Below are 17238 nucleotides of genomic sequence, written 5' to 3' on the forward strand. Positions count from 1 at the left end.
GGCTCGAGGTCTTTGTGCGGATCAGCGCCGGCGTGCGCCAGGTCGTGCTGCCTCTCGCGGGCACCGAGGCGGGACGCGCGCAGCTGGACATCGGCGCGGGCGGCGACCGGACGATGGAGCTCGACCGGGCGGCGGAGGCGGTCGTTTTCGTCGAACTGGAAGCGCTGGCCGAGCGGGGGGAAAGCTTTTCGGTGCTTTCTGAAGAGGCGGGGCACCGGAGCTTCGGCTCCGATTACCCGCTGGTTCTCGTCGACCCCGTGGACGGCAGCCTCAACGCCAAGCAGGGCATCCCGCTGTTCGGGGTCATGCTCGCCGTGCTCGACGGCCCGACCCTCGACGACACCTTCGCCGGCTGCGTCCTGAACCTCAACGCCGGTGAGTCCTGGACGGCGATCCGCAAGCAGGGCGCGTGGCGCAACGGGCGCCCGCTGACCGTGCTGCCTCGGCCGGATCCCCAACGCATCCAGGTCGTCGGGCTCGAGAGCACGCCCCGCGCGCTGGCGCTCGCGCGTCCGCTGGTGGATCGCGCGACCAAGATCCGCATACTGGGTTCGATGGCGCTTTCCATAGCGCACACCGCCGCGGGTGGGTTCGACGCTTTCTGCGCGCCGATCCCGGTGCGCGCCTTCGACACGGCCGCGAGCCTGCTGCTCCTCGCCGAGGCGGGGGGCGTGGCCACCGACATGCGCGGCGCTCCGCTGGGCCCGCTGCCCTGCACGCTGGACAGCCGGACCACGGTCCTGTGCGCGCCCAGTCCGGAGCTGCACGCCGAGGCGATCAGGGCGCTGGGGCCGCGGCGGTGATCAACGGCCCGCGCCGGACGGTCTTCGTCGTCCTGAGCTTCGAAGGGCCCGACGTTTACAGCCAGGCGGGCGGCCTCGGCGTGCGTGTGAAAGGACTCTCACGCTCGCTGGCGAAGCTGGGTTACGACACGCACCTCTATTTCTGCGGCGATCCCGACCTGCCGGGCGAGGAGACGCACGAGGCCGGCAGGCTGCACCACCACCGCTGGTGCCAGTGGATATCGGCCCGGCATCGCGGCGGCGTGTACGACGGCGAGGAGGGAAAGATCCGCGACTGGAACTCCAGCCTGCCGGCCAGCTTGATCGACAACGTCATCGCGCCGGCTGCCGCCGCAGGCAAGAACGTGGTCGTGCTCGGCGAGGAGTGGCACACGTCGTGGTCCATGCACCTCATCGCCGAGGCGCTGCGTTGGCGCGGCCTCCGCGATCGAGTGGTCATGCTGTGGAACGCCAACAACACGTACGGCTTTCACCGCATGGATTGGGGCCGGCTCGCGTCGGCCGCGACGATCACGACCGTCAGCCGATACATGAAGTTCAAGTTGTGGGATTGGGGCCAGAACCCGATCGTCATTCGCAACGGCATCCCGCGCTCGTCGATCCAGAACGCCGGCGCCGAGGCGGTCGCCGAGCTCAAGGCGGCGGCGGGCGCGGACCACTTCTGTTTCAAGATCGGACGCTTCGACCCCGACAAGCGCTGGCTGATGGCGGTGTCGGCGGCGGGCCAGCTGAAGCGGAGCGGGCACTGCGTCAAGCTCCTGATGCGCGGTGGTCGCGAGCCGCACGGCGGCGAGGTGCTCGACCACGCCCGGCAGCAGGGGCTGACCGTCATCGACGCCAAGGCGCCGCCCGACGCATCCGGCCTGTCCGCGCTCCTGCGCAAGAACCCCGACCGGGATGTGATCAACCTGACGAGCTTCGTCGGCGATGCGCTGCTCGGGGTCATCTATTCGGCGTGCGATGCCGTGCTCGCCAACTCCGGGCACGAGCCCTTCGGCCTCGTCGGCCTCGAGGTGATGGCGGCGGGCGGGCTCGCGGTGACCGGGTCGACGGGCGAGGACTACGCCGAGGCCTACCGGAACGCCCTGGTCCTGGAAACCGACGACCCGATCGAGCTGGTCACCGGCCTGAGGCTGCTGAAGGAGCGGCCGAGGCTCGTCGAGTCGATGCGCAAGCGCGGCCGGACCACCGCGCGGGCCTACGTCTGGGAGAAGGTGATCGCCGAGCTGCTCCTGCGCATCGAATTCGCCGCCGCCCGGCAGTCAATACCCTAGAGGGAGATGAAACCACTTCAGGTCGCCTTCGTCTGGCACATGCACCAGCCGTATTACAAGGACGACCTCACCAACACATACCTGCTTCCGTGGGTCCGTCTTCGCTCGGCCAAGGATTACTTCAAGATGCCGGCGCTGCTCGACGCCTATCCGAAGGTGCGCGCCACGTTCAACCTCGTGCCGTCCCTGCTGGCGCAGATCGAGGACTACGGCAAGGAGGAGTCGGTCGACCTCTTTCTCAACCTCAGCCGGCGGGAGGCGGGCGAGCTGTCGGCCGAGGAGCGGGAGTTCCTGCTCCGATGGATGCGGGAGTCACCGCGCGCGCTGCGCGTCCAGCAGTCGCCCCGCTACCTCGAACTCGCGTCGCGAACCGTGGACGCGCCGTTCACGACCGCAGACATCCGCGACCTCCAGATCTGGTTCAACCTCGCGTGGTGCGACCCGGCGTGGGCCGAGTCGGATCCGCGCCTGGCCGAGCTCAAGCGCAAGGACCGCGACTTCACGGAGGAGGACAAGCTGCCCCTGTTCGAGGCGCAGATGGAAGTCATGCGGCGGATCATCCCCAAGTACCGCGAGCTCGCCGACCGGGGGCAGGCGGAGCTGACCTTCTCGCCCTACTACCACCCGATCCTGCCTCTCATCTGTCATGTCGACTCGGCGCGCAGCGCAAATCCGCACCTGCAGCTGCCGGAGCGCCACTTCTCTCATCGCGAGGACGCGGAACGGCAGATTGGCCTCGGGCAGGGGCTGTTCGAGCGCCTGCTCGGGCGCCAACCGAAAGGCATGTGGCCTTCCGAGATGGCGGTGGGGGAGAGCGCGGTCGGGCTCGCGGTGAGGGCCGGCGTCGAATGGATGATCAGCGACGAGGAGGTCCTGGCGCGCTCGCTCGACGCCCACTTCTCGCACGACGGCGAGGGCAGGGTCAACGCGCCGGAGCAGCTCTACCAGCCGCGCCGCGTCGACCGCGAGGGCCAATCGCTCGCGATGGTGTTCCGCGACTCCAATCTCTCCAACGTCATCGGGTTCGACTACCAGCGAATGTCCTCCCCGGACGCCGCCCGCAACCTGATGGGACGGCTCAGGCGCATTCGCGAGCAGCAGGGCGATCGCGATTTCCTGGCCGTGATCGCGCTCGATGGCGAAAACCCGTGGGAGTTCTTCCCCCGTGACGGCCACGACTTCCTGAACGCGCTTTACACCGAGCTGGAGGCGAGCGAGGACATCGTGACCACCACCGTCTCCGACTTCCTCGCCGAGCACCCGGCCCAGCAGCCTCTCCATCACCTGCACACCGGGAGCTGGATCGGCGCGAGCCTCGACACCTGGATCGGCGACCCCGAGCACAACATCGCGTGGGACCTGCTGGCCGAGACGCGCTCGTGGCTCGAAGACCAGTCGAGGCAGCGGCCGAAAGATTCGGACCAGGCGGCGCTGGCGTGGCGCGAGATCCTGATCACCGAAGGCAGCGACTGGTTCTGGTGGTTCAGCCGCAAGCACGATTCGGGCATGGACCCGATCTGGGACAACCAGTTTCGCCTGCACCTGCGCAACGTCTACAAGCTCATGGGCGCGCGCGCCCCGGCGCGGCTGTTCCAGCCGATCATCAAGCGTGCCCCCACGCCCGAGCGCGGCGTCCCGGCGGTCGTCATCAGCCCGGAGTCGCGCGAGGACCCGGCCTGGAGCCAGGCCGGCTACTACCTGGTCGGATCAGGGTTCGGCGCACTGCACCGGCCGGCGGGCGTGGTCGAACGCGTGCTCTACGGCCATGACGACCAGAACATGTATTTCCGCATCGACACGCCGCGCTCGGCGGGCGAGCTGGAGTCGGAGCACATCGACTTCTGGCTTTACTGCTCGGGCGCCCCGGCGGGTGACGGCGCGAGCGACATGGACCTGCCGCTGCCGGCGACCGCGGCGTCCGATCTCGGATTCGAGCCCGCGTACGTGATCAGGATCGTTCCCCGCGCCCACGGCGGCTCGGTCACCGTGGCCCGGATCGTCGAGCCGCAGACCAAAGCGGTCGCCGAGTCGGGCTGGGAGATCGCCGACCCGTTCTTCGTCTGCATACCGTTCCAGCAGCTCGGCAAGCGTCCCGGCGACACGCTGGAGGTGGCGGTGGTGGTGAGCCGCGACGGCCGCGACATCGAGCAGGTGCCGCCCTCGGGTTCGCTCGGCCTGCGTGTCCCCGGTGAAACGGCCGCGGCCGAGGTGCCGCACGCCAAGCACCTGAAGGTGCTGGTGGCCACGGCCCAGCTCGCGCCCTTCGCCAAGCTCGGCGGCGTCGCGGACGTGGCCGCGGCCCTGTCGAAGGAGCTGCGCCACCTCGGGCACGACGTGCGGGTGGTGCTGCCGCGCTACCGCCAGATCGACATCGACCGGCACGGACTGCGCCCGGTGCTCACCGACCTGCAGGTTCCGCTTGGGGCTCAGAGGTTGGCGGCGACGATCTACGAGAGCCGGCTCGGCGAGGTGGTCGTCTACTTCGTCGACTGCCCGTCGCTGTACGACCGCGACGGGATGTTCGGGTTCGGAGACGACGACGCGCGGTCGGTGTTCTTCTCGCGGGCGCTGCTGGAGATGCTGCCGGCGCTGGAGTTCTTTCCCGACGTCATCCACGTCCACGACTGGTACGCCGCGCTGGTGCCGAACCTGCTCGATCGCGTCTACACCGATGGTCCTTACGCCCGGATCGCGACCACGCTCACCATCCACAACCTGGCCGCCCAGGGCGTGTTCGGGTTTGGCGCGCTGATGCTGGCCGGCCTCGAGGAATGGGGTCTCATCAGCATCGGCATACCGGGCCTGGACAACGTCGTCAACGTCCTCGGGCGCGGCATCCATTTCGCCGACGTCGTCAACACCGTGAGCGAGCGCTACGCCGCCGAGATCCAGACTCCGCCACTGGGCGAGGGCCTTGACGAGCTGCTGCGGTCGAACGCCCACAAGCTGCACGGGGTGGTCAACGGCATCGACTACGAGCTCTTCGATCCCGAGCGCGATCCCAACATCACGCACCACTACTCGGCGGAGGTCCCCGAGCCGAAGGCCCTGTGCCGGGCGGAGCTGCGAGCCGAGCTCGGCCTCGACGACGTCGACAAGCCGCTCTGCGCGATCGTTTCTCGCTTTTACGACGTCAAAGGCCTGGACCTGGTGGAGCAGGCGATGGCGCAGCTGCTGCAGCTCGGGCTGCAGGTCGTCGTCATCGGCACCGGCGATCGCCGCTACGAGGACATGTTCCGGCGCTGGGCGGCCGAGCGGCCGCACCAGGTCGCCGTCTCGATCGGCTTCGACGCCGCGCTCGCCCAGCGCATCTATGCCGGCGCGGACATGCTGTGGATGCCGTCGCGATTCGAGCCGTGCGGCCTGGCACAGCTGATCGCGCTGCGGTACGGGACGATCCCGGTCGTGCGTGCGACCGGCGGGCTGGCGGACACGATTCGCGACTACGACCCGGTCGCGGCGACCGGGCACGGCTTCACGTTCGAGGCCTACGACGCGTGGCAGTTCTTCGCCGCCGTCGTCCGCGCCGCGGAAACGTACCGGCATCCTTCACTGTGGGCCTGGCTGGTCCGGCGCGCGATGACCGAGGACGTCTCGTGGTCGCGCTCAGCGCATCGCTACGTGCAGCTCTACCTGGCGGCGATCACGGCGCGGCTGGAGCGCCTCGGGGTCACGGCAGCGGTCGACTGAGAGAAGGCGTGACGTGGGGCCTGAGCTCCAGCGGTTCTCACCCACCCCAGTCGGGAAGCAGGCGCAGCTGCTCGACGCGGCGGGCGCCGGGCGCGTACGCCTGGTTGAAGTAGTCGATCACCATGCGGCGGGCAGCGAATGCCGTCGCGGTGTGACGGATCGACGCGCGCATCATCTCCACCCAGCGCTGCGGGATCCCATCCGCGTCGCGCTCGAAGAACGCGGGCACGACCTCTCGCTCGAGCAGCCGGTAGAGGTTTTCCGCCTCCGCCCGGTCGTCCACCTCCGGACGGTCGAGCGTGGCCGCCGACGGGATCGCCCACCCGAGCTCGGGGCGGTAGGCCTCGTCCCACCAGCCGTCCAGGATGCTGACGTTCAGGACACCGTTGGCGCCCGCCTTCATGCCACTGGTGCCGCTCGCCTCGAGAAAGCGGCGCGGGTTGTTGAGCCAGACGTCCGCGCCATGCACGAGACAGCGGGCGAGTTCCATGTCGTAGTCCTTGAGAAAGACCACGCGGGGCTCCTCACGCGCGAGGGCGACCACGCCGGCGATGATGTCCTTGCCCGGCTGGTCCGCCGGGTGCGACTTGCCCGCGAAAAGCATCTGTACCGGCCGCTTGGCGTCGCGCAGCAGCCTGACCAGACGCGGCCGGTCCTGGAGCAGGAGATCGGCCCGCTTGTAGGGGGCGAAGCGGCGAGCGAAACCAAACGTGAGCGCACTCAGGTCGAGGTCGGCCGAGTCGTCTGACCGCACCTTCGCCATCGCGAGCAAGCGGCGCTTCATCTCGACATGGATGCCCCAGAGCTCCGCCGCCGGGATCTCGAAGACCGCGTGCCAGCGGCCGTCGGCGCCATCCAGGTCCCACCAGTCGGGCCCCACGTACCGGCGCAGCAGATCCGCGATCTCCGGCGCCACCCAGGTCGGCATGTGCGCGCCGTTGGTCACGGACCCGATCGGCACCTGCGTCTCGGGCAGCCCGCGCCAAGCGTCCTTCCACAACCGCCGCGAGACGGCGCCGTGCAGGCGGCTGACGCCGACCGACTGGTCCGCCAGTCGTAGGGCGGCATACGTCGTGCACAGCTTCTCACGCGGGTCGCCAGGGCGCTGGCGGCCGAGATCCATGAACCGGTCGAAGCCGATTCCGACCTGACTCAGGTACGGGTTGAGGAGGTCCCAGACCAAGCCGGGCTCGAAGTAATCGCTGCCCGCGGCGATCGGTGTGTGGGTGGTGAAAACGATGCCGGCGCGCGCCACGAGCCGGGCTTCCTCCAGCGTCATCTGGCGCAAGGCGCGAAGCTCGCGGATGCGCTCGATGGCGCACAGCCAGCTGTGGCCCTCATTGAGGTGGAAGACGCCGGCATCGATGCCCAGCGCGCGCAGCACGCGCACCCCGCCGATGCCGAGCACGACCTCTTGGCGCAAGCGGCGGTCCGGCTCAGGCACGTAGAGGCGGTCGGTGATGGCGCGCAGGTCGGGCGGGTTGGCCTCCAGGTCGGTGTCGAGCAGGAACAGAGGCACCCTGCCGACCTGCGCGCGCCAGACTCCGATGCGCACGCTCCGGCCGCCGATCGGGGCCTCGACCTCGACCCCTTCGACCCGGCGCACCGGGAGCTCGCCGCCGTGGTTTTCCGAGTACACCTCGACCTGGCGGCCGGCGGCGTCGATGTCCTGCCGTCCGAAGCCCTGCTTGTAGAGAAGGCCGACGGCGACCAGAGGCAGGCCGAGGTCGCTCGTCGCCTTCAGGTGGTCGCCGGCGAGCACGCCGAGACCGCCGGAGTAGATGGGCAGGCACTCGGCGAGGCCGAACTCGAGGGAGAAGTAGGCCACGACCAGCGGCGCGTGCGCGTCCATGAAGCGCGGGTGGCGGTCGTAGTACTCGCGATATGCCGCGCGAGCATCGTCGAGCGCCCTCTGCACGTCCTCGCGCTCGCACGCACGGGCGACCCCGTCCCCGCCGAGCCGCGCGAGTAGCTGCACCGGGTTCTGCCGCGTCGACTCCCACAGCCCAGGGTCGAGGGCGCGAAACAGAGCTTCGATGCGCGGCTGCCAGGTCCACAGCAGGTCGAGGGCGAATTGCTTTAGTTCTTCCAATACCGAACTAGGATGGTACTGACTGTGATGAGCGCGACATGAAGGCGGTGGTCATGGCGGGGGGGGAAGGGTCTCGTCTCCGACCGCTCACCAGCCGCCAGCCCAAGCCGCTGGTGCCGGTGGCCGGCCGGCCGATCATGGAGCACATCCTCCTGCACCTGCGCCGCCATCAGATGCGCGACGTGGTGGCCACGGTGCAGTACATGGGCGCCTCCATCCGCAACTACTTCGGCGATGGCTCAGAACAGGGGGTGGCGCTCACCTACTCGGTCGAAGACTCGCCGCTGGGGACCGCCGGCTCGGTCATCCTCGCCCGGCAGCACCTCAACGAGCCGTTCGTCGTCATCTCCGGCGACTCGTTGACCGACATCGACCTCGCCGCCGCCGCCCGCTTCCATCGCGAGCGCCGGGCGATCGCCACCATCGTGCTCAAACCAGTGCCGAACCCGCTCGAGTACGGCGTCGTCGTCGTTGACCAGGGTGGGGCGGTCCAGCGCTTCATCGAGAAGCCGAGTTGGGGCGAGGTGATCTCCGACCTCGCCAACACCGGGATCTACATCCTGGATCCGGCGGTCTTCGATTTCTTCCGGCCCGGCGAGGTGACGGACTGGTCGGGTGATGTCTTCCCGAAGCTGCTGAAAGAGGGCGAGCCGGTCTTCGGCTGGGTGGCGTCAGGCTACTGGGAGGACGTCGGCAGCCACGCCGCCTACGTCAAGGCGAACTTCGACTGTCTCGAAGGGCGCGTCAAGGTGCAGATTCCAGGCGACCGCGTCGGCGACTCGACGTGGATCCATGAGGATGCGGAGGTGTCGCCCGGGGCGCGCATCGACGGGCCCGCATTCATCGGCGCCGGCGCCAAGGTGCGTGCGGGCGCGTGGGTCAACGGGCCCTGCGTGGTCGGCGCGTACACGACGGTCGACTCCGGCGTCAAGATCTCCAACTCCATCACGTGGGACCACACCTACATCGGGTTGAATAGCCGCCTTCGCGGTGCTGTGGTGTGCCGGTCGGTGACGATCAAGAACGGCTGCCTGCTCGAAGAGGGGAGCGTCGTCGGCAGTGACGTGGTCATCGGCGCGGGTTCGACAGTCAACGCGAACGTGCGCATCTGGCCCAACAAAGAGGTCGAGCCGGGCGCGGTCGTGCACGAGTCGATCATCTGGGCGGGGTCCTGGAAGCGCGGCCTGTTCAGTTCCTACGGGCTGAGCGGCCTGATCAACGTGGAATTCACGCCGGAATTCGCTTCCCGCCTGGGCGCGGCCATCGGCGCGCTCAGCCCCAAAGGCAAGGAGATCGCGATCTCACGCGACTACACGCGGTCGGCGCGCATGATCCACCGCGCCCTGATGTCGGGAATGATCTCCTCGGGGGCCGGCGCCACTGACCTGTCGGTGCTGCCGGCGCCGGTCGCGCGCTACTGGGCCCGCCATAATCACATCCCCGCCGTGCACGTGCAGACGTCCCCGGTCGATCCGCGTTCCGCGGACATCCGCATCTTCGACGACCACGGGCTCGACCTGGACAAGCGGAGCGAGCGCAAGCTCGAGGGTCTGTTCTTCCGCGAGGACATCAGGCGTGTCTCGCACTATGAGATGGGTCGCATCGTGCGGCGCGACGTCCAGACCGACCGCTACATCGAGGACATGATCGGCAAGCTTGACCTCGAGGCGGTGCGCGGGGCGGCGTTCAAGGTGCTCATCGACTACAACAACGGCGCGGCCGCCCTGGTGCTGCCGCGCGTGCTACAGGAGATGAACTGCACGGTCATCCCGCTCAACGCCTCGCCCGCGGAGATCGTGGTCGAGCAGGACGAGGCCACTTTCCGCGATCACCTGAAGGAGATGGGCGTGATCGTTTCGGCGGTCAAAGCAAAGCTTGGCGTTTTCATCGATACGCCCGGTGAGCGCTGCTTCCTGGTCGACGAGACCGGGGCCGTGCTCGATCACGACACCGCCTTTGCCGTGATCTCTCAGCTCGCGCTGGCGAACAAGATGGGGATGGTGCTCGGTCCGGCGTCGGCATCGCTGGCCTTCTCCATGATCGCCGACCAGATGCAGAGCCGGTTCGTGCCGACCAAGATCACGCCCGGTGCGGTCCTGCGAGCGGCTCAGCATGCCGATACGGTGGTGGCTTCGGACGGTGCGGGCGGTTACTGCTGGCCCGACTTCGCGGTCTCGTTCGATGCCATCTTCACGACCGTGCGCGTGCTCGAGCTGCTGGCGCAGACGGGAGCCGGGTTGGGCGCGCTCCGCTCCCGCATCCCGCCGGTGTCGCACCGCACCGCCGTGGAGTTCTGCCCATGGGAGGTGAAGGGCCGAGTCATGCGAACCATGATGGAACAGCACCTCAAGGACCGGGTCGACCTGACCGACGGGGTGAAGGTGTTCGTCGAGGGCGGGTGGGTGCTGGTGGTCCCGGACGCGGACCGCCCTGAGTACCACGTCATCGCCTCGACGTTGGATCCGGTCCAATCGGAGCGCCTGGTCGAGAAGTACTCGGCCATGGTGCGTTCGGTCGTCTCCGAAGCGGCCCCGCAGGCCGAAGCGGTCGTCGAGACGTAGTCGCCTAGAATCTGGAGTTCGCGGATCGAGCGGGAGTAGCTCACTGGGTAGAGCGCGACCTTCCCAAGGTCGAGGTAGCGGGTTCGAAGCCCGTCTCCCGCTCCAAACCTCCTTGTTCGAACTCTGGCAAAACAAAAAGCGCGCCAAACGGTTCGCGATATGCGATCTCGCTGATCTCTCCGTTTCGCACCGTGAGTCGCTCGAACACAGCCGAGTTGTAGAGTTTGCGAGTGCGGCCGTTGGCCGACCGATACGCCTTTCCGCAATTGGTGGCGAACTTGAAGGCTATGGCGAGCACCTCCTGCCATTCGGCCAGTGACGCCTCGACGCTCTTGAGCCGCTCCTCGACCTCGCGAATCTCGCTCCCAATCCGTTGCTGCTCGCTGCGCAGTAGTGCTACGTCGATCGCACCCGCGTAGTAGGCCTCGAGTAGCTTCCGTCGTTCCGTCTCGACCTTGGCCAGCTTGCGGGTGAGGAACTCGCGCTCGCTGGCGTTGCGGTCCTGGCGGGCGATGATCTCCGCCTCCATGGATGCGCGCAGACGCTTGGCCCACTCGGGCGGGAGCTGGACGCGTTGGTAGAGCTCCTCGACCTGGCGCTCCAGCTTTTCGGCGGCGATGTAGGCCTCTTTGCAGCCGGTGGGACGCCGGCGGTCTTTCTGGCCAAGACAGAAGAAGTAGAGATAGCGGCCCTTCGAGCGTTGAAGAGAAAGACCCCGGCCGCAGACTGCGCAGTAGAGGAAGCCTTTCAGATAGTGCGCGTGGCGGATCTCGCGGGTCCAGCGGCCGGAACGGCTGGCGAATAGGTCTTGGACTCTGAAGAACGCCCTGGAGTCCACCAGAGGCTCGTGGAGGCCCTTGTACTCGACTCCCTGCCACTCCACCAGCCCGGCGTAGAACTTGTTGGTCAGCAGCCAGGTCAAACCGTGCATGGTGATGGGCATGGCCGGGTAATCCTTGCGGCCCCGGTTGGTCAGACCGCGTGCGCGCAGCTCTTCTAGCAGTGCCTCCAAGGTGTGGTCGCCAGTTGCGTAGAGATTGAAGGCGAGCCGAACCAGCTCCGCCCGCTCGGGATCGGGAGCCACGTAGGAGATGCGCCGGCCGCCGGCCCATTCGCGCACGTTGATGTAGCCGAGCGGTGCACGATGAGTCCAGCCGCCCATCTCGACTTTTTGTTTCATCCCCTTCTTGACCTCGGCCGAAAGATTGGCCGAGTAGAACTCCGCCATCAGAGCGTGGATGCCTTCAACCAAACGTCCTGAGGCGGTCTCTTCCAGTTGCTCCTGGACCGAGACCAATCGAACGCCGCGCTGGCGCAGAGCAGCCCTCACGGCCAGGTGGTGGGCGGCATCGCGGGAGAATCGATCCAGCTTGTGGACCACGACCACGTCGACGTCGCCCTGCTCGAAGATCCGCGCCAGCATGGCCTTGAACTGGGGCCGGTCGCCCGAGCGCTTGGAGGCCGAGTCGCGGTCGACGTACTCGTCGACCAGCGTCCAGTGCTGGTCGCGGATGTGCTGCAGGCAAGCCTCGCGCTGCGCCGGCAGCGAAAAACCCTCCTCGGTGAAGTCGCGCTGGGTCTGCTCCTCCGTGGAGACGCGGAGATAGATCACGCAACGCGGTGAAGGCGATGCCATAGACTCGCTCATGTCTTGACCCTCCATATCAGGGTTGAGGCCACGGGGTCGGCCGTTCACGCGGCGCGACCCCACCTCTTTCGCCGCCGATTGTAGATCCCTACCGGGCGGTCTGCCGGTTTGGATACCACTGCGGTAGAAGGAGCGATGCTCGGCTCTGCCGTCCGCTGCAGCGCGTATGCCTCCATTGCAGAAACGATCATGGCTCGTGCCAGGCGGCGCAACGATTCGATGGCTTCATCGGACGGTAGGGGTTCAACGTCGGACCCCTGTGGGCTGTCGCGTAACAAGCCGCCATGCACGGGTCGAGCGCTCGACCCTCGCTGCTTTCCCGGCGAACCTTCCTTCATGCCACCTGACCGCCCCCAGGCCGGCGCTCCCACCATGCCGGCTTACCGATGCAATCGGCGATCGCTCGCTCGTTGGGTTGCATGGGCGGCAGTCGCCTGAACGGAATGCGCTTGCCGAGCTTGGTCACACTCAGCGGGGGCGGCTCGGCGGCACGGTTCTCGACCCTCAGCCAGATCGTGCCGAGCGGACCCCACCAGCGCAGGCGATCGGAGGTGGTGGTCCAGAAGCTGCAGCAGCTATCGCTACCGAAGTGGGGGCGTCCCTGCCAGATCGTGTACTGCAGCTTGTCCTCGCGATCGTCGGTGGGCACCACGAAAAGCACGTGGTGCTGCTCGGCGTTGCGGAAGTGCTCGAAGTAGCCGACGTAGGAGGCGATCTTCTGGCGCATCCGGCCCATCGACTCTGTCGCCCGATCCCACTCCAGGTCGAAGAGGATGCGTCCCGCGTCGGCTAGATAGACCCCGCAGCCGTCCGGCGTCGGCGTGGGCCATTTGTACTCGCGCGCCTTCTCGCGGCGCTCGGCTCGGACCTGCTCCTCGCCGTGCCAGAGCAGCAGCCCCTCGCTGGCCAGTTGCCGGCTGCGGCTGACCAGCGAGACGAAGAACTGGTTGGCCTCCAGGTCGTGAAGGGCGTGCCAGCAGTGGTCGCGGGCGTCGTGACTGCGCTCGACGTAGTCGCGCGGATTGTCACCGTGGCAGTCGGCGAGCACCCTGGCCCCCCGCGCTGAGATCAGGCACATGGAATGACGACGTCTGACGCCGGGGGTTTCGATGACTTTCCAGACGTAGACGAGTCCGAGATGCTTGAAGTGTTGCAGCCGGATCTGGCAGGAGCGGAGGCTGGGAAAGAAGAGTTCTGTGACCTGGAGCGTGTTCAGGTAGCGATAGTCGTATAGGACTTGGAGGATGACCAGGTCGCGTTGGGTCAGTGATCGGTGGAGTTTGCTGAGTTGAGCTTGTGAGGGACGAGCGTCGGCTTGGGGAGGAAGGTCTCGGAGGATGATCGGATGAGTTGAGAGGAGAGACCGTCCTGGTTCGCCGGGTGGCTCAGTTTGATCTTGGAAGGTGGGGTCCTCGTCTTTCGCTTCCTGAAGCGCAGGCCGCAACGAACCCCCAGAAGCGAAAGACGAAGCGAAATCGGGCACTTCCTCCGCCTTTTCCGCGGGAACGTCCTCGGCCTCTGGCTCCTCGTCGACGTCGCCTGATTTGTCATTGGGTTCCTCATCGTCGTCGTCCAGCGACTCGGAATGAGATGGCCTCATACTTGCCATCCCCTCTGGGTCTCAGCTCCATCAACGCGGTAAGGCCGGAGCCGTCGACCGCACGCAGAGCGCACGCTGGGCGCACGCTGAGCTTGGGAGATGGTCGTGGAGGGGGCCGGAGTCCGGCCCCTCCTGCAAGACCGTAGGAGTCTCGAACGCTTGTCGCCGAGCGCCGTCGAAGGGAGCTCGAGAGCGGAGGTGGAGGGCGAAATCGCCTTCGGCCGACCCCGGTCTGGCCGCTCAGCTTTGCGCCGAGGGCCCTGGGTCAAAAGCCATGGGCGTCCCGACAAATGCTTCTATAGATACTAAGTGTGGACGATTTGCGTCCTTCGCCTTGAAACTGCAAGCTGCAAATGCGATCGCGACAGGTGAAGTTCAGACTGATCAAGCTCGACGTTGCGGCCAAGCGTGTGGGATGCCACGTCGAGACGCTCAGGCTGCGGATCCGGAGCGGGAGATTGAAAGCCGTTCGGGGGCCGCACGGCGCCTACTTCATCTCGACTCGCTCCTTTCTGGGCCTTCGCGTGCGCAAGCCGCCGCCGTGGAAGCGGCGCCGCCCAACCGCTGAAGAGCGGGAAGCAGCCTGGGAGACGGCGGCGAAGAGACTGCGGCGGCAGTCGCGCGCCTTCGATGAACTCATCCCGTTTCTTGTCGCGCTGAAAGTGAAGCCTTCCCTGAAGACGCCCGCCCATCGACTCATTTGTGCCCACGGCCTCCGAGACCTTGGCTTCGGCGCGGCGGCGATTGCGGCGGAGCTGGGCGTGTCTACGCGTCACGCCCGGCGCTTGATTCGAGAGGACCTCGCCGGCCCTATCGCCGGAGCCGCCCATCGCTGGGCGCAGATCGAAGCGCGGCGATTGGTCCGCGAGCTGCGCGAAGGCCTCAAAGCAGAGGGGTTTCGTTTCCACCAGTGGGTGATGCGAGGCGATCGCGTGGCCGGTCCACCGACACATCGCGATCGCCCCAGGCCGGCCTTCAAACTGATCGCGCTGACCCGGGACGAGAAGATCTCGCTGCGAGCGGCGGGTCTTACCAATGACCAGATCTGGGCGATCGGCGTTATCGGCATCGGCTCGGACGAGCTGAATGAACTACAGCTTCATGGGCTTCCCTGACACGGCGTTGCCCTCGAAGGCGAGACGTGGCCACCGTTTCGTGCAACCTTGGCCGGTCGCTTGCCGAGCCACCGAGCTTGGAGCACGGCTCGCGACGCTCGCTAAGCGAGCAGTAATGCTCTTGAATAACCAACCGCTTGACAACACGCGGAGGAAATGTAAGCTCAGTTTGGCAACAGATGCTCGGGGAGTCAGCGGGGTGGCGGAATGTTTAGCGGGTCGATGCTATTGGGACCCGTAGTCCCGATTACAGAAGGGCTGCAGCTCGCGACCGCGGCGATTAACTGTGTCGCGGCCGCATTGTTGATCAGTGCTGGAGTGTCTAAGCTGGCAAGGCCAGACCCATTTCGTCACGCGCTGGAGGAGGTCGTCGGCCGAACCGGCCGGCTGGTTAGCCGGACGTGGATTCGGCTCATTGCAGTTTTCGAAATCGTCGCAGGCGTTTCCCTGACGACCGCTCCATCGAGGGTGCCCGGAGCGGTTGCCGCAGGATGTCTTGGAATCTGTTTCGTGGTTTTGGGTGTGGCCGGGTCAATTCGTGGCAGTCGACTGCCCTGCGGTTGCTTTGGCGCTACTAACGGAAGGCGCCCGTTTGGATGGGTCAACGTTGTGAGCGGCGCATTCTTCATCCTGCTCCTGCTGACCAACCTGCTGCAGAGCGTCGTGGTCCAGACGGTGCCGAGCCTTTACCTGGTCTCAATCGCGATCGTCGGTTGGACATTTTGGGTTCACCGCGGCCTAGTGGGTGGTGTCCTCGTCCGCCGTGCTTAGCACCGAAAGAGCGAGGTGATGGGACTGTGATCGATTTGCTGTTCGCGTTCGTGCTCCTCTTCATGGCGGCAGCAATTGTCGTGCTCTTCGCCATGCTTGGTGAACTGGCTTCGCGAATTCCCCAGCCTGCGCGGCTTCATTCGGGACCTTCGATCAAGCCGGTTGAAGGTGCACGCATCGGACATGTGGCCTCCTGGTGGCCGACGCAACTGGCATACCTCAAGGAAGCTCGAGACGGTGTGCTCTTGGTATTGAGTAGCGCATGTGCCAGCTGTGAGGAGATTGGAGTGCAGTTTCGGAAAAGTGAGGATCCGCGCATAAGCGGATTCGGAATCCTCATGTCATGTGGAAACATCGAGTCCGGCCACGACTTCATTGCACGGCACGGACTGAGCAAGGCCAGTTCCTACATCGATAAGGGAGGTGAATGGGTTCGAGGTGAATTCAACGTAATGATGAGTCCGGTAGCCCTCTTCTTCAGGGAGGGTCGCCTGCAAACGGCGCTTGTATTCGATGACCTGGATGCGCTGCACAAGCTAACCGATGACGGCCAATCGCTTTATCCGATTCCTACCGTTGCGAACGTATGAAGTCAGGGAGCTTAGCGCTATGAGTGATAGAGGTGGCCTCGCGAGCGTATTCGACGAAAGACCTCCGCGCCGGAAGTTCTTGACATGGTTAGGTGCCGGAGGGTTGGCAGCGGCTGCAGGACTGTTCGGTCACACAGGCACCGTGCAGGCGTCATGCGGGCTAGCGTGTTGCAATCTGATCTACTGCCCGCCAAACGAAAGCATCTCCGCCTGTATGAACTACCCCGGCAGCTACACGTGGATCTGCAACCAGGATCAGTGCCAATCGTGCTACTGCTGCGAGGACTGGCACGGTCATTCCGCCCAGAGTTGTTCCAGTCCGGGGTGTTGACCCGAGCCCTCAAGCATGAGTACCACGAGCTGGACGGCGGTCTCGTTAGCGGTCGGGGTTGTCGGCGCGGCACTGCAAGCCTTCAGTCCTTGAGGTCTGTCGATGACTGGCGTGGCCAGCCCAATGCTTAAAGCCTTTCCTGCCCGCGGCGTCAGGTTTGTGACCGGCCTGTTAGTTGGGGGCGTGGCTGCGGGTTTGCTTCTATCGCTCGCCGTTTATCTGATTGGTTCCAGCGCGGTAGCCCTTCTACCGAGCCGCAACAGATTGCTCATTGTCGCTGGCATCGCCATGACGTTGGGTATTGCAGATGTTATCGGCCGCACGCCTTCTATCAATCGCCAAGTACCGCAACGTATGGTGCGGTCGGTGCCTGCAGGCTTTCTTGGGCTGACGTATGGATTCGATCTCGGCCTTCTGTTCACGACCCAGAAGACGACATCTCTGATTTGGCTTGCAATCGCAATGGCACTCCTCCTCGAGCCCGCTTCGTCTCCTCTCATTTTGCTGGCAATTGCGTTAGGAGCCGCGGGCATCGTGGTGCTTGTTAGCTTCATCCTGAACGGAGATATGGCCCGAATCGAGGGGCCGCTACTGATTAACGGCCGCCACCTAAGCGTCGTAGATCATATTCGGAAGGGAACAGGCCTCCTCATCCTTGCGACCGTTCCAATTCTGGCGTGGCAGGCGCTCATTGCGTAGGTGGTACATGTGCCTGATCACGATGATCAGACTGGAGGTTGCGTAGTTATTACACGTTTCGAGT

10 protein-coding genes, 1 tRNA gene and 2 pseudogenes are annotated in these 17238 nt (G+C 65.9%); 9 read left to right on the forward strand and 4 right to left on the reverse strand.

Annotation, left to right across the window (positions count from 1 at the left end):
* The first annotated feature begins 14 nt into the window (after window positions 1-14).
* The 3 genes from EPN29_10060 to EPN29_10070 are packed head-to-tail and all read left to right on the forward strand — an operon-like array spanning window position 15 to window position 5767.
* Window positions 15-803: an inositol monophosphatase gene (locus tag EPN29_10060; GenBank protein TAN32061.1), complete on the forward strand. Its 789-nt coding sequence runs from the start codon at window positions 15-17 to the stop codon at window positions 801-803.
* A complete protein-coding gene (locus EPN29_10065; GenBank protein TAN32062.1) occupies window positions 800-2077 on the forward strand; it encodes a glycosyltransferase in 1278 nt (425 codons plus the stop codon). The genes EPN29_10060 and EPN29_10065 overlap by 4 nt, the downstream gene beginning before the upstream one ends.
* A gap of 6 nt (window positions 2078-2083) precedes the next feature.
* Window positions 2084-5767: a glycosyltransferase gene (locus EPN29_10070; GenBank protein TAN32063.1), complete on the forward strand. Its 3684-nt coding sequence runs from the start codon at window positions 2084-2086 to the stop codon at window positions 5765-5767.
* A 37-nt stretch (window positions 5768-5804) separates the two neighbouring features.
* Here EPN29_10070 and glgP read toward each other — a convergent pair whose 3' ends face one another.
* Complete coding sequence (gene glgP / locus EPN29_10075) at window positions 5805-7859, reverse strand: alpha-glucan family phosphorylase (GenBank protein TAN32064.1); 2055 nt, start codon at window positions 7857-7859, stop codon at window positions 5805-5807.
* Between the two features lie 38 nt (window positions 7860-7897).
* Here glgP and EPN29_10080 point away from each other — a divergent pair, with 38 nt between their 5' ends.
* Together EPN29_10080 and EPN29_10085 are read left to right on the forward strand one after the other, a co-directional pair.
* Window positions 7898-10420, forward strand: coding sequence for a nucleotidyl transferase (locus EPN29_10080; protein TAN32065.1), 2523 nt, complete (start codon window positions 7898-7900; stop codon window positions 10418-10420).
* A gap of 29 nt (window positions 10421-10449) precedes the next feature.
* Window positions 10450-10525: transfer RNA gene (locus EPN29_10085), tRNA-Gly, on the forward strand.
* Window positions 10526-10994: 469 nt separating this feature from the next.
* Here EPN29_10085 and EPN29_10090 read toward each other — a convergent pair.
* From EPN29_10090 to EPN29_10100, 3 genes and pseudogenes are all read right to left on the reverse strand, one after another.
* A pseudogene (locus tag EPN29_10090) lies at window positions 10995-11333 on the reverse strand (recombinase family protein).
* Between the two features lie 240 nt (window positions 11334-11573).
* Window positions 11574-12083 (reverse strand): annotated as a pseudogene (locus EPN29_10095) (recombinase family protein).
* Window positions 12084-12402: 319 nt separating this feature from the next.
* On the reverse strand, window positions 12403-13677 hold the full coding sequence (locus EPN29_10100) for a hypothetical protein (GenBank protein TAN32066.1): 1275 nt from the start codon (window positions 13675-13677) through the stop codon (window positions 12403-12405).
* A 359-nt stretch (window positions 13678-14036) separates the two neighbouring features.
* Between EPN29_10100 and EPN29_10105 the strand changes: the two genes are divergently transcribed.
* From EPN29_10105 to EPN29_10120, 4 genes are all read left to right on the forward strand, one after another.
* Entirely contained in the window at window positions 14037-14783 is a 747-nt protein-coding gene (locus EPN29_10105; protein ID TAN32067.1) for a hypothetical protein, read from the forward strand.
* Window positions 14784-14990: 207 nt separating this feature from the next.
* Window positions 14991-15554, forward strand: coding sequence for a hypothetical protein (locus EPN29_10110; protein ID TAN32068.1), 564 nt, complete (start codon window positions 14991-14993; stop codon window positions 15552-15554).
* Between the two features lie 26 nt (window positions 15555-15580).
* Window positions 15581-16144, forward strand: coding sequence for a hypothetical protein (locus EPN29_10115; GenBank protein TAN32069.1), 564 nt, complete (start codon window positions 15581-15583; stop codon window positions 16142-16144).
* A 433-nt stretch (window positions 16145-16577) separates the two neighbouring features.
* Window positions 16578-17174 (forward strand): hypothetical protein, encoded by a 597-nt coding sequence (locus tag EPN29_10120; GenBank protein ID TAN32070.1) that lies wholly within the window; start codon window positions 16578-16580, stop codon window positions 17172-17174.
* Window positions 17175-17238 lie beyond the last annotated feature (64 nt).

The organism is bacterium, assembly GCA_004299235.1.
Lineage (GTDB): Bacteria > Chloroflexota > Dormibacteria > Dormibacterales > Dormibacteraceae > SCQL01.